This window comes from Streptomyces sp. AJS327, from assembly GCF_013450295.1.
GTDB lineage: Bacteria > Actinomycetota > Actinomycetes > Streptomycetales > Streptomycetaceae > Streptomyces.
Genome location: NZ_SKBR01000008.1, coordinates 20301 through 33389, shown reverse-complemented (window position 1 = coordinate 33389; position 13089 = coordinate 20301). Strand labels below are relative to the sequence as shown.

The following is a 13089-nucleotide window of genomic DNA, read 5'->3' as shown; positions in this document are numbered from 1 at the left end:
AGACCCGAGACCCGAGACCCGAGACCCGAGACCCGAATTCCGACCGTCCGCCCAACGGGCCAGGAATCCCAGCTCAGTTGAGTACCCGACGGCCTCAGCCCGCACCACCCAAGGGGCCTGGCTTCGGAGCTTCACCCCGAACCCGAGGCCCCAGAACGGTCGGGACGGCGCCCGACAGCGCCCGCCGGCATGCGCGACGGTGGCCGCGTGGCGAGGGATGACGTGGCGACGGACGGCGTCCGGGTACCACCGGACAGCGCTGAGCGCGCGGCCCCGTGACGGCAGCCGACAGCACCCGTTCGGCGCCCGCCACCCCCCGTGACGGCAGCTGGACGGCATCGGTGTCGGTGCCGGGTTGGTACCCGGGCGGCACCGACGTGGCGTGCCGGTGCCGCCCGGGGCCTCAGACGCTGCTCGGGGTACCCGGTCTGCTGCCCGCGCGCCGGGTCGGTCCGGGGCCCGGGCCCCGTTCCCTGGCGTGGGACGTGGGTGTGGCCTGCCCCGACCGGAGCCGGTTCCGCGCGATCACCACACCGGGATCGCGTGGCCGGGTGGCCGTGGCCCCGGTGGGAGCCGCGCGGTGTGCTCGGGACAACTCCTCGCTCGTCCGGGCCAGTTGGGACCGCAGCAGTTCCACCTCGGCTTCCGCGGCACGGAGTTCCTTCCGTGTCTCGGCCAGCGACGGAGCCGGTTCGCCCCGGCGCCGGGACCGGACGCGTTCCCAGGCTTCGGCCCACGGACCCAACTGGTCCTCGGGGACCCTTCCGCAGTACCGGACGTAGTACAGCAGCAACTCCTTTCCCGGCATGCGCCCCCGGAGTACCGCGCTGACGGTGCTGTGCGGCAGATAGCTCCCGCCTCGCACCGTCGCCCGACTCTCCAGTTCCCGCAGGCTCGGATTGCCCTGCTCGCGCCGTAACTGCCGCATCGCGTGCACCAGTTCCCAGGGTTCGGTGATGAACTCCGGCCGTAGCACCGATGCGTGGGATATGGCGGACGTCCCGCTCTCCGTGTGCCGGGCGGCGGCCTCCCACAGCCGTTTCGCCGTTCGGCCGTCGCCACCGCAGGCGTGGGTGAACGCCTCGACCGTCCGCCACTTCGGGAGCCGTTCGCCCTGGGCCGCCCGGAAGAGGGTGGCCTGGGAGACGGAGATTCCCAGTTCGGCTACCGCCCGCGCCACCTGACTCCAGCACCACCCCGAACGCTGGCGCAGCGCCTCAAGCCACTGCGCCAGCGCCATCAGGGGGTTGTGTGGGGTCAGGGCGCACTGTTCGCGCCCCATCCGGCTCCCCTTTCCTACACCTGGGAACCGGAGAAGGGCTCCGTGAGCCCGCGGACGAGCTGGGTGCCCAGCAGGCATCCCACGCTCACGGCCGCGACGGTTAACTCCAGGGGCGTTCCGAGCGCCGCCAGACCGGTGGTGACCAGCAGGACGACGATCACCACGACCACCGCGGGGACGGGCAGGACCGGCTTCCGGTCTCCGGCCGTGTCAGCCGCGCAGTTCACCCGCGGGGCGAGATTGCTTGCCAACGTGTCTTCCTCCTCGGCTCGTTGCCACTCGACACCGAGACCCCCGGAGCGTTCCGCCGGCTTTGCAGAGCCGTCGGACAGGGAGTCTCGCCTTTACCTTCGACTGCACAACGGCCCCCGGCAAGGCGGATATCCACGACGTTTCATTCTGTCCCGCGTTTTGTGAAACGGCGCTCTTCGATTCCCCCAGCGCACGGCCGGGTCGCGGCCGCAGGCCCGGCCCAGACCGGGGCTTCCCTCCCACTTGGGCGCCTCCACGACCATTGCGACCCGAGAGATCCGGGGGCAAAGTAGAGGTCATTCAGCCAGGGAACGGCGCGGAAACCACGCGGATACCATGCCGCGTGGGCCAATAAACACCCGTGCATCCCATGCACTTCCGCGTGCCCCAGCTGAATTCACCGGGGAGAGTTGCGAGGCATCCGTGGATGCTGAGGGGGGAGGCGGACATGCATCATCGCGTTCCAGAGCGAACGGTCCGTCGATTCCGGCAACGACGATGTCTCCCACTACACCACCGCTGTTCACGCGTCCCGCCAGCGCTGATACCCGAACGCGCTGACCGGGTTCACGCCGTGTATGCGGTCACCTCCTGGACGGTACCCCGGGGCCCGAGCCCCAGTTCCGGTCCGAGTCTCGGACCTGGTCCGTCCTGTCAGCTGGGAGCGCGCCCCAGGGCTGCTCGCTGAGACTCCGCATCTTCGGCACCCCCGGCCGTTGCCACTCGACACCTCAGGGGGAACGCGGTCGTGCGCTGTTGCAGCAGCTCACGGCTCACGAGTCGGGGCCGTCATCCGCGGCCCCGCTCGCATGTTCCCTGCCACTTCCACCACAGCCACCCCCAACTCCCGCCCCCAAGTCCCAGACCGTCGAACCCCGTTCCGTACCGCACCACCCGCGCGGTCCTCGGCACCGTCGTCCGGGGGGCAGGAGCGGGGCGTATCGCACCAGTTGTACGCCCTGCCCCACCGTCGCTGGTCGTCCTATGATCGCTACTCCACGTACGAGGGGTAGTGCATGGCGGCTGGGGGATCGGCGTCACGGCGGGCGCAGGAGGCGCGACGGCAGGAGAGGCTGCTGAAGGACCAGTGGCGGGCAGCGCGAGGGGAGGCCCGCCGGTGGGAGGCCGCCAGTGAGGGTGAACGTCGGGTGGCGGCCCAGCTCCTGATGTTGACGGAGCGCGGCTGGCGGTTGTTGGTGGACCGCGCGTGGCCGGGAACGAGGTCGGCCAACGTGGACATGCTGCTGATCGGCCCGGGAGGTGTGTTCGTCGTGGACGTCAAGAACTGGCGTTCCGCGCCCGCCGTTTCGGAGGGATGCCTCTCCGCCGGAGGGGAGGCGCGAGACGCGGACGCGGAGAAGTTGCTGGCGGTGACGCGGCGGGCCGAGTCCGCGGTGGCCTCGCTGGGCATGTCACCGGTGGCGGTGCGGCCGCTGATGGTGTTCGCCGGGCAGCGGGTCCGTACCGGGTTGGGCCGGATCCAGCTGCTCGGGGAGTTCGAGGTCGGTCCCGTCCTGATGCGCGAACCGCGGCGGCTGGTGGCCGCCTCCGCCCGTGCCATAGCCGACCATCTGGAGCGGGTCTTCCCGGCGCACGAGGACTCGGCCGCGGCCTCCGAGGCGTCGGCTCGGTCGTCGGAGAGCCCGAAGGGCCTGCCGGGGGAGCGGCCGAGGGGCCCGGCGGCGGATCCGGCGGGGAGTTCGGCGGGCGGCGCTCCGGAGGAGCCGGCTGACGGTCTGTTCGACCTGGAGGGCTTGCGTGAGGCCGCGTTGGAGGAGGCGTTGCGGGCCCCGATCGAGCAGTGGATGACCTTCCTCCACCCCGACCAGGTGGCCCTGGTGCGCCGTGACTGGGGCGGTCCCGCGCGGGTCAGCGGCCCGGCGGGCACCGGTAAGACCGTGGTCGGCCTGCATCGCGCCGCGCATCTCGCCCAGCGCTCCACGGGCCGCGTCCTGTACGTGACCTTCGCCAACAACCTGCCGCGGGTGCAGGCCACCTTCCTGCGGTCCATGTCGCCGGCGGTGGCGGACCGGGTGGAGTTCCGGAGTCTGCACTCCTGGGCGCAGGAGTTCCTCCAGTCCCGTGGGGTGGCGCTCCGTTTGCACAGCGAGAAGGCGCAGACGGCCTTCAGCCTCGCCTGGACGCGGGTCGGCCGGGGCAGCTGCCTGAGCGATATCGATCCCGCGCCGCGGTACTGGAAGGAGGAGATCGACCACGTCATCAAGGGGCGCGGCATCACCTCGTTCGAGGAGTACGCCACGGTGCCGCGCCGCCGTCGGCGCGCGAGTCTGCGGCGTACGCACCGGCGGGCCGTCTGGGAGCTGTACGAGGCGTACGAGGAACTCCGGGTGGAGCGCGGGGTGCACGACTTCAACGACCTGCTCTCCAGCGCTCTCGCGGAGGCGCGGCGGAGCGCGGGGGAGCGTCGGTACGCGGCGGTGATCGTGGACGAGGTGCAGGACCTCACGCTGGTGGGGGTGCGGCTCCTGCACACGCTCGTCGGTGACGCTCCGAACGGTCTGCTGCTGGTCGGGGACGGTCAGCAGGCGGTGTACCCCGGTGGGTTCCGGCTGACGGACGCGGGGATCGACATCCGGGGTGACCGCGGCCAGGTGCTGCGCGTCAACTACCGCAACAGCAAGGAGATCCTGGACACCGCGCTCGCCGTCGTCGCGGAGGAGCCGTTCGAGGACATCGACGGGCAGCGCACGCCCGGCCTTCGGGACGTTGACCTCACCCACCACGACGGGCAGGTGACGCGCGTCTCGAAGCCGACCCGCGGCGAACACGACGAGGCCCTGCTGGAGGCGCTGCTCGCGCTGGCTCCGGAGGTGCGCGCCGACACCGCGGTGCTCTGCCCCTTCAAGCGCGCGATCGACCACTACCAGCGGCTGTTGGACCGCGCGGGCATACCCGTCTGCCCGCTGGAGCAGTACGACGGCCATCCGGTGGAGGCGGTGAAGCTGGGCAGCTATCACCGGGCGAAGGGGCTGGAGTTCAAACGCGTCTACCTGCCCGAGTACGACTCCGCGCTGACGGATGTTCCGCGCGGCGCCGGGGGCGAGGTGTCCGAGGTGGAGCGGGAGCGCCACGAACTGTCCCGCAGCCAGCTCTTCGTGGCCATGACCCGGGCCCGGGACGTGCTCTGGCTGGGCAGCGTCAGTTCCACCGCGAAGAGCCCCTGAGGGCCCCGCGCCCGACGTTGGCGTGGCGCCCGCGACCGCCCGCCGTTCAGGGCGTGCGCGGGACGACCAGCCCCGACTCGTATGCGATGACGACGAGTTGGGCGCGGTCACGGGTGTGGAGCTTGGCCATGGCCCGGTTGACGTGGGTCTTCGCGGTCATCGGGCTGATCACCATGCGCTCGGCGATCTGGTCGTTGGACAGCCCCCGCGCGAGGAGGGCGACGGCCTCCCGCTCGCGCGCGGTCAGCTCGTCCAGCCCCACGGCGGCCGCGGGGCCGAGCGGCTGACTGACGTACGTGGCGATGAGCCTGCGCGTGATCGAGGGGGCCAGCAGCGCGTCACCGCGTGCGGCCACGCGCACGGCGTGCAGGAAGTCCTCCGGCAGCACGTCCTTGACGAGGAACCCGGCGGCGCCCGCGCGCAGTGCGTGGAAGACGTACTCGTCTAGGCCGTAGTTGGTCAGGATGACGACGTGCACCTCGGCCAGCGCGGGGTCCGCGGCGATGCGGCGGGTCGTCTCGATGCCGTCCATCCGGGGCATCCGGATGTCGACGAGGGCGATGTCGGGAAGGTGCCGCCGGGCCAGCGCCAGCGCCTCGTGCCCGTCGGCGGCCTCGGCCAGCACCTCGATGTCGTCCTCCAGGTCGAGAAGGGCGCGGAACCCGCTGCGGATCAGCGGCTGGTCGTCCACCAGCAGGACGCGGATCACGGGGCACCGGTCACGGGCAGGTCGGCGTGGACCCGGAAGCCGCCCCCGGCGCGCGGCGCGGTGTGGAGCCGTCCGCCGAGCGCCGTCACGCGTTCCCGCATACCGAGCAGGCCGACGCCGGGAGCCGGGGTGCTACCCGGTACGGCCGTGCCGTCGTCGTCGACGCGCACCGCGAGGGTGTCCGCGCGGCGGTCGATCCGCACCGACGCCGTGGTGGCCCCCGCGTGGCGGGCGACGTTGGTCAGCGACTCCTGGACGATCCGGTAGACGGTGCGGTCCACCGCGTCCGGTAGGCCGCCCGGCGGCCCCTGGACGGTGAGCGTCGCCGCCAGGCCCAGCGCGCGGGCCCGCTCCACCAGTTCGGGCAGGTCCTCCACGCCGCGCGGCGGGCTCGTGTCGTCATCGCGCAGCGCCTCCAGCGTCGCGCGCAACTCGCGGCTGGCCTCCCGGCCCGCCTCCTGGATCGCCAGCAGGGCGGGCGGCACCTCCTCGCCCCGCCTGCGGGCCACGTGCACGGCCACCTCCGTCTGCACCGTGACGACCGAGATCTGGTGGGTCAGCGAGTCGTGCAACTCCCGTGCTATACGAAGCCGTTCCTCGTCGGCGCGGCGTCTGGCCGTCGCCTCCCGGGTGCGTTCGGCCTCGTCCGCCCGCCGTTCGGCCTGCCGCAGCGCCTCGCCCGCGGCACCGGCCGCGACCAGCCAGGCGATCTCCAGCGCGCCCCGGGCCCGCGCGAACGCCTCGCCCGTGTCGTACGGCCCGGAGAGCAGCGCCGCGGCCGGGAGCAGCGCGAGCACGAGCATGCTCGTCACCAGCGGGAGGAGGCGGTGCCCCGCCCGCACGGCCGCGTACACCGCGAAGAGGTAGGCGACGGCGGGTACGTCGAAACCGGCCGCCTGGTAACCGACCGCGCAGACTCCGGTGACCACCAGGACGGGCACCGGTGCCCGTCGGCGCGCGACCAGCGCCAGCCCACCGGCCGTCAGCAGCGCCTGGCCGAGCGGTGCGTACCGGGCGTCGGCGTGCTCTCCGGCCACCCCCGTGACCAGCAGGATCGTGGCCATACCGACGCCGGTCACCCAGTCCCCGACGCCCGTCCGCCCCCTGCCCATGCCGGCAGACTAGCCGCGTGCCCGCCAGCGCGGATCCCGCTGGCCGACGACGGGTCGGCTACCGCGCACGCGGTAGTCCTCCCGGCGGGTACGGCGCGCGCGGTAGCGGTACGGGGTGGCGGCGGCAGCGCGAAGTGACCGCGCTCGCCGGACGACCTGGGCGGCACCGGCCGGACACCATCGGCCCACCACCACTCGTCGCGGCGAAGGACACCCATGGCGTTCCACGCTCTCACCTCACTCCACCCCGCTCACCTGGCTCACTCGGTTCACGCCGCCCTCGCACTCCCGCTCGCGGCGGGTGTCGACGAGATGAGCGCCGGGCGGCTCGGCGCTCTCGTGGCCGCGCTGACGGGCCTGAGCGCCGTGGTCATCGGCGGGCTGGCCCTCCTCCGCCCCGCCGGTGGCCCCGCGGGTGGCCCTGGCGGCCGTCTCGGAACCTGGCTCGGGGCGCGCTGGGGGCGGGGGCCCGTCATCGTCGCGCTGGCCGCCGGGCTGACAGCCATGGCGCTCGGCGCGCTGGTCGTGGTCACCGCCGAGGGTGGCCTGGGCACCGGCAACGGCCTGGGCGGCGGCGTCGTGGCCCTGGCCCTCGGACTGACCGGCGCCACCCTCAACGCCCTGGCCCTGCACCGGAGTCGAACCCCCCGGCGGTAACCCGCCCCGGCCACCGTGGCTCGCCGCCTCCTCGCCGGCCGTCACGCGGAACGTCGCGCACAACGCCGGAGGCCGGCCGCCCCCCATCCGGGGTGGGCGGGACATGACCCCGCGCCCTCTTCCTCACGAACGAGGCCGTTCCGCTGATCTTGCCTGAGCCGACGCCGGTCGCGCTGGTCAGAGACTCCGTCCCGGCTGGCACGGACCGGGGGAGTGGGTCGGCTCCCCCGTCGCTGTGCGGGACACCGCGGCTCGGGCAGCGGTGCGCGGGGCGAGGGGCGTCTCGCGGCTGTCTCAGCCGGTCATGCCGCTGCCTGCCCCGACGACGACCAGGAGGAAATCTCGGGCGGTGCGCCCGCCTGCCGGACCTCCTCACCGTCTTGGGCGGTCACCTCCGCCTGTGTCTCGTGAATCTCCGCGAGCAGGTCCTTCACCGTTTCTTCGAGGCGCGGGCCGACGGTGCCCCTGGGGACGGTCACCCACACCGGCCCGCCGTTCCTCGTGTCACCGACCGCGTGTCCGTGGAAACCCTCCACCTCGCGCTGGTGCTCGACGATTCGGACGCCGCAGTAGTCGACCAGTTCCCGCAGCGACGCCACGCCTTCCGGGCGGGCGTACTCACGTCCCTGTGCGAGGAGTTCACTGAGACGGGTACGCAGCCGGTCGGCCTCCTCGAAGGTCAGCTGCACGTAATGCCACTTCGCCGTGGTGCCGAGGGTGAGGTCGATGTGAGGCAGTGGGGCGTGTCCGTTGTGCGTCATGCCGAGTTCCAACGTCTCGGCCTCGCGCCCGTACTTGGTGTGGATCACCGGACGGAGCTCCAGCTCCATCACCTCGGTTTCCGGGGCGTGGAACTGTTCGACCAGGAGGCCGGTCGGGCAGTGCTCCTCCTGGTTCCGGTACTGGCACCAGGGAGGACAGGGGGCGACGAGTTCGAGTGGATGGGTGGCCTCCGGGTACAGGTCGACGGCCTCCGGGACACCGCCGAGAACGACGGTCTCGTACCGATGCCGGAGCCCCCTGAGCCGCAGGGCGAAGTCCTCCAGGCCGACCGTGAATGACTCCAGGGCACCGGGGTCCAGTTCCCCGGTGCCGTCGACCGTCGAGAGCCACGCCCGAGGTCGCTCGCCACGGACCTCCTCCTCGTAGCCCAGCCCGATCTGAACGGACAGCAGCGGGACCTCGGGATCCGGGCTCGTCCCTCCCGGAGCGTTCAGACGCACCGGCGCGCTGAGGTGACTCCCCATCGCCTCCGCGTGTGCCTCGCGAGCGCACCAGGAGGGGCACTCCGGCTCGGCCTGGCGCAGGGGCAGAACTGTCGTGGCGGACATGATGTCTCCTTTGTGTGCGGTGACTTCCTGTCCAGCAGTTTCAGTCCCACGTACGGGCATCACGCCCTACACTCGCGAACCGGGCATACGGCCCTTTCGTAGAGCTCAGACTGCGGCCCCGGCAACTGAACGCGTCCGTGTCCCGAGCAACCGGCGGCCACACCGGGCAAGTCGGTCAGCCCCTTGGTCCCGGTCGACTTCACGCGGCCTCGCGGTGGCCCGGGGCGGATAGGTTCCCAGGCGGCTCGCGGCTTGGGGTGCGTCGGGAATCACTTCCCGGCTTCATCGGAGATGCGTCCGGGGGTAGTTCCTGACGTTCTGCTACGGGGTGGGCCCCTGTGTGCGGCTGGAGTGCAGATACTCCACCGATACCTTGTCCTCGCCGGTGACGAAGTCGGCCGACCAGGGGACGGGGCACGGCCCAGGATGATCAAGAACAGGGCAGGCGCCCTGGGCCAGGGCCGTCGTCAACTCATCGGGCCCCGGTCCTCGGCTCGCCACCACGAGGCGGATCTCGCTGATCCGCCGGAGCCCGGGATCTTCTCCCGGATGCTCGTCCCGCCACTGCTGTGGCAACTCCTCGTACAGCTCGTTCACGGAGAAATCGGGGTCAAGCGCGGTAGCTTGCTCGCCGTCCACGTACTGGGAGCCACGCAGAGAGACGTCCTCGAAAGCGGAAACCCTTTCCATACCCCGCGCATACACGCGGTTCCGGTCTTCAGGGGTGGCGAAGATCCCTAAATGTACGGCGAAAATCTTGCTCTGATCCGTCATGCTGGGGATCTTCTCCTTCCGTTCTCGCTGCCCGCTGTGCTAGAGGCTACGGCAGTGCTTGGCCCTGTACCCCTTGCCCACCTTCGAGTTGGCGTCCTTCTTCGCCGCGGCCACGGCAAGCGGCTTCGTCTTCGCGCGCCCCTCCCCGTGGACGTAACCGACAGCGTTGTTGTCGCTGATTCGTACCTTGGCGCATTTGACCTTCGCGTGGAACGCCTTCGTCGACAGCTCGGCGGCCGATGCCGCCCCACCCAGGACGACAGGGACCGCCAGGGCCATCGAAACCAGCAGCACGCTCAACCGACGCGGCATTCTCAAATCCCCTTATCCGCGAGAACGTCCCTCATCCTGCGACGTCAGCCTACGAATCTCGGGAGCCGCCAGTTGAGGCCGCTTCATGGGTTCCCCCGAAGTGCTGAAGTTCCGCTGCCCGTGCGGGGGCAGAGCGAAGTCGATATGAATGCCCTCCGATACGGCGGACGTCAAAGGAGATGCAGCAAATTCGCGTAATTCTTGGGTAGTTGGCACGCCGCCTTACGTCCGCTGCGCATCCGCGTGAGGCGGCCGAGCAGCTCGGGCGGTGCGAAGGAGAGCTTTCTGCCCCGGCTCCTCTCTCAGTGGCTGGGCACCCCACGGCTTCTGAGGGATGACAACGAACCCGTACTCCACGCACTGAGAGGCGACACCGCATAACCCGCCAAGAAGAACACCCCTTCCAACTCGGCGACTGGGTTCGCGGCCTGTCCCGGCTGCCCCCCCCCGAGCGATGACGCCGGGAGAGGCAGGAAGCGTTCGAGGGCGTGGTCGTCCACATCGACAGCGGCTTCGACGGAGTCGACGCCGACGCTTCCTGCGGTCTCGCCTGGTCGGCCACACGGAGCGCCAGCCCCTTGTGCGGAAAACGGAGTCGCTGCCCGTCGAGTCGAAAGCGGGCCGGTGAGCGTCCGGCATCCGTTTGCCCATCCGGGCGCTGACGGCGGCAAGCCGCAGTAGCCCCCGAACCGTGGCCGTACTAGCGCACGCGGCACCATCTCGCCCGCCCGAAGCTGGGTGCGCGAGGCGCCCCCTTCGCTCCGCGACGTCAGGATGCCGGGCCGGGCCGACGGCGCCGGAGTCCTATGAGAACCGACTGGGAGCCGGAACCCGAGCCCGCCCCCAATCGGCTCCGATACCCCCAGAAACCCGTCAGGGGCCTGACCCACAAAGTGGATCAGGCCCCTGACCTGGTGTTTCTTCAGTCGGGGTGGCGGGATTTGAACCCACGACCTCTTCGTCCAGAATGAGGGTTGGGCGTGATCGTTGCCGGGTAGTTCGCTGTTTTACCTGGTCAGAGCGTTGGCGCCGAGTGGTCTCAGAGGGTGTCGACGGTGCGCGGGGAACTGGTCGGCTCCCGAATGGCTCCCAAAAGTGCCGGGGGTAGCGATCGTCCTGCAAAGGGTCTCTCGGGGGGTCTCGTAGTGTGGCGTGTGATTCGGGCGAGTCGTCGGGCGTTTCTTGAGACAGGCGCCCGCACCCTCGGGTGCGTAGGCGAAGGGCCAGCAGCCTGGATGCGGGTCGAGCAACCAGCGCGGAGCCGCCTCACCTACTCCTCATCGAGCAGTACAGCTTCGGCGATCTTCTGTGCGATGTCCTCCACAGAGTCGTACTCCGTACTGAAGCCCGCCTGGTCGCGGAGGAAGCTACTGAACTTCCCGACATCCCCGAAGCTCACGCCGTGGAGTACGGGGATCACCGTGTCCTTGTGCAGCAGAGCACCCAGCTCGCGCTCGGTCCAGAAGCGTCGCCCCAGGTACGCCTCGGTAAGCAGCGTCACACCGGCTCGCGCTCGAGTAAGTCCGTCATCCATCTGACGGGACAGACTCTTCCCGGCGCGGATGGCCACTTCGTCAAACCAGACTGTGATGCCGAGGGAGTCAAGCTCGCTGCGCAGCTGTTCGGCCACATCGGCTCCGTCGACACGTGCGTAACTCAGGAAGACGTCGTACTCGCGCTCGTCCTGCTCGGCGACGGCGCTCTGCACCCGATCGACAAGGTGTTGCTCTTCCACTGTGAACGAGACCGACGAGCCGCTGCTCTGCTTGAGCTTGGCGAGCTGCTGGCGGTTGTGTCTTTCAGTCGTGCGATTGTAGTCCGACACCGTCTTCCTGACCTGACTCTCGAACTTGCGCTGGGCCCTCTTGGCGTCCTGCTCTGCTTTGCGCTGGGCGCTTCTGAGCTGCTGGCGCATGGAGTTCGCGCTGATCCTCTTGGCCACTGGTCCTCCGGAAACTGCTGAAGCGTGTGCCTTCTCATGAGGCTCCGGTGGACCACGCTAGACGATGGGTCTGACAGTGGAACGAAATGCCAAATATGCTTCCATTGCGGATGTTCAGCGGGTCGCAGTCACGATCGGTGATGAGAGGGCGGTTCGTGGGTTGATGTTCGTTTACTGGTGAATCTGGGGCAAGAATGCTGTTTTGTGGGGCTTCAGTCACGCTACCGCTAGCTGGCGAAGCTGCCGGCATCGACTTCGGTGAGGACGTCGAGGTTGACGAGTCGTTTCAGCTTCGCTCGGGTGCCCTCGATGCTCTTCGGCAGCAGATCGTGGTCGCGGGCTTCGCAGACATCACGGGCCCGCAGCGGGCCGGTGGTCTCGTTGAAGACGGCGAGGATGCGGAGGTAGTCCGGATGCTCGGGCACTTCGGGCGGAGAGACCCGGGCCGGGAGGCGGTCAGCGAGAGCAGTGATGCTCTTCCGGGCGATCGCGAGGTGTTCGAGATGGGTCTCGGCCTCCCGCAGTCGGCCCTGCAGTTCCTCGATCTGCGTGCGGAGGGCCGTCGACCAGGGCCCGGGCGGCGTCCTCCTGGACCTTGAGCGCGTCGAGCAGTGGCTGGATGTCCACGCGCTCACCGCCCGCGGATCACGCCAGGCAGGAGTGTTCGCGCCGGTGAGGCGGCGGACCATGACGTGGGTCATCGCCCATCGGACGCGGGAGGCGGAGGATGAGGGGCGATGCTCGTAGTCGCGGACCAGGCGCCGGTGCAGTATCAGGATCCCACAGGTCTGCTCGACCCTCCACCGCTTCGGCTGCGGGACGAACCCCTTGTCCTGCGGGTTGTGTTCGGCGGTCTCGACGTCGATCCCGAGGTGGGTGGCGTGCACGGCGACCTGGTTCTTGAAGCCTCGGTCGGCCAGAGCCTTGCGGACGGTGCCACCGGTGTGCTCAGCGACCTGGTCCAGCAGGGCGACGCCCAGACCCCGCTTGCAGCCCGGCACCCGTTTCCCCGGGGCCAAGGCCGGTCGTGGAGGCGGGGACCGTACCTAACGGAAGATGGAGTGCACGTTCCGGCCAGACCGAGGACTGCACGCCTGATGGCGCCAGACTGGGGTGCGGTAGCTGTCGTCCTTCGGCGGCAACGCACCAACTCCCCTGTGTCGAGCTCGTACAGCTGCCACTCGACCCGGACGGCTCCAGGGCGGATGAACGCGGGCTCCAGGCCGACGATCTCGCCCCAACGCATGCCGGTGAACCCCTTGAGGACCACGGCGACGAACTCGTCGTCACGCCCGGAGAGCAGAGCGGCGCGGTCGGCGGTCAGCAGGATGCCGAGCGCGTCGGTGACCACCTTCTCGGGGCCACAGTCTCGGGAGCGGCCGGCGCGTTTGCCGCGTCCGCGCCGGCGAGCATCCGAGTTGGACATGATCAGGCCCTCATCGATCGCGTCTTCGAAGATCAGGTGGAGCGTCGAGCGTCAGGTCTTGACGCTGGAGGCCGCATAGAGAACCTTCCCCTTCTTCTCTCAGGGGG

At 70.1% G+C, this 13089-nt stretch carries 11 protein-coding genes and 1 pseudogene; 2 read left to right on the top strand and 10 right to left on the bottom strand.

Going from position 1 to position 13089, the window contains the following annotated elements; all coding sequences use genetic code 11:
• Positions 1-403 precede the first annotated feature (403 nt).
• Complete coding sequence (locus E0L36_RS26860) at positions 404-1282, bottom strand: helix-turn-helix domain-containing protein (protein ID WP_180931934.1); 879 nt, start codon at positions 1280-1282, stop codon at positions 404-406.
• Positions 1283-1296: 14 nt separating this feature from the next.
• Positions 1297-1533, bottom strand: a complete 237-nt coding sequence (locus E0L36_RS26855) for a hypothetical protein (RefSeq protein WP_180931933.1) — start codon at positions 1531-1533, stop codon at positions 1297-1299.
• Between the two features lie 1149 nt (positions 1534-2682).
• Here E0L36_RS26855 and E0L36_RS26850 point away from each other — a divergent pair.
• Positions 2683-4719, top strand: coding sequence for a UvrD-helicase domain-containing protein (locus tag E0L36_RS26850; protein WP_374705601.1), 2037 nt, complete (start codon positions 2683-2685; stop codon positions 4717-4719).
• Between the two features lie 46 nt (positions 4720-4765).
• Here E0L36_RS26850 and E0L36_RS26845 read toward each other — a convergent pair whose 3' ends face one another.
• Together E0L36_RS26845 and E0L36_RS26840 are read right to left on the bottom strand one after the other, a co-directional pair.
• Positions 4766-5428 carry a response regulator transcription factor gene (locus tag E0L36_RS26845; protein WP_180931931.1) on the bottom strand — a complete coding sequence of 221 codons (663 nt, stop codon included), beginning with the start codon at positions 5426-5428 and terminating at the stop codon, positions 4766-4768.
• Entirely contained in the window at positions 5425-6540 is a 1116-nt protein-coding gene (locus E0L36_RS26840; RefSeq protein ID WP_180931930.1) for a sensor histidine kinase, read from the bottom strand. Before E0L36_RS26840 ends, E0L36_RS26845 begins: the two co-directional genes overlap by 4 nt.
• 216 nt (positions 6541-6756) lie before the next feature.
• Between E0L36_RS26840 and E0L36_RS26835 the strand changes: the two genes are divergently transcribed.
• The gene (locus E0L36_RS26835; protein WP_180931929.1) at positions 6757-7197 is read left to right on the top strand and encodes a DUF6223 family protein; all 441 of its coding nucleotides are present in this window, start codon (positions 6757-6759) and stop codon (positions 7195-7197) included.
• A gap of 302 nt (positions 7198-7499) precedes the next feature.
• On the opposite strand, the gene E0L36_RS26830 is transcribed toward E0L36_RS26835, so the two are convergent.
• The 6 genes and pseudogenes from E0L36_RS26830 to E0L36_RS28130 all read right to left on the bottom strand — a co-directional run.
• Positions 7500-8528 (bottom strand): hypothetical protein, encoded by a 1029-nt coding sequence (locus tag E0L36_RS26830; protein WP_180931928.1) that lies wholly within the window; start codon positions 8526-8528, stop codon positions 7500-7502.
• A gap of 321 nt (positions 8529-8849) precedes the next feature.
• Positions 8850-9302 (bottom strand): hypothetical protein, encoded by a 453-nt coding sequence (locus tag E0L36_RS26825; RefSeq protein ID WP_180931927.1) that lies wholly within the window; start codon positions 9300-9302, stop codon positions 8850-8852.
• 39 nt (positions 9303-9341) lie between these two features.
• Entirely contained in the window at positions 9342-9596 is a 255-nt protein-coding gene (locus tag E0L36_RS26820; protein ID WP_308416963.1) for a hypothetical protein, read from the bottom strand.
• Positions 9597-10884: 1288 nt separating this feature from the next.
• Positions 10885-11556 (bottom strand): toll/interleukin-1 receptor domain-containing protein, encoded by a 672-nt coding sequence (locus E0L36_RS26815; protein ID WP_180931925.1) that lies wholly within the window; start codon positions 11554-11556, stop codon positions 10885-10887.
• 227 nt (positions 11557-11783) lie between these two features.
• Positions 11784-12557, bottom strand: coding sequence for a hypothetical protein (locus E0L36_RS28630; protein WP_258016646.1), 774 nt, complete (start codon positions 12555-12557; stop codon positions 11784-11786).
• Positions 12558-12668: 111 nt separating this feature from the next.
• Positions 12669-13081 (bottom strand): annotated as a pseudogene (locus tag E0L36_RS28130) (LacI family transcriptional regulator); the annotation flags it as partial.
• Positions 13082-13089 lie beyond the last annotated feature (8 nt).

Bases quoted from the DNA above. Each gene is read 5' to 3' on its own strand.
- E0L36_RS26860 (WP_180931934.1), bottom strand. From the start codon at position 1,282: ATGGGGCGCGAACAGTGCGCCCTGACCCCACACAACCCCCTGATGGCG.
- E0L36_RS26840 (WP_180931930.1), bottom strand. From the start codon at position 6,540: ATGGGCAGGGGGCGGACGGGCGTCGGGGACTGGGTGACCGGCGTCGGT.
- E0L36_RS26835 (WP_180931929.1), top strand. From the start codon at position 6,757: ATGGCGTTCCACGCTCTCACCTCACTCCACCCCGCTCACCTGGCTCAC.
- E0L36_RS26830 (WP_180931928.1), bottom strand. From the start codon at position 8,528: ATGTCCGCCACGACAGTTCTGCCCCTGCGCCAGGCCGAGCCGGAGTGC.
- E0L36_RS26825 (WP_180931927.1), bottom strand. From the start codon at position 9,302: ATGACGGATCAGAGCAAGATTTTCGCCGTACATTTAGGGATCTTCGCC.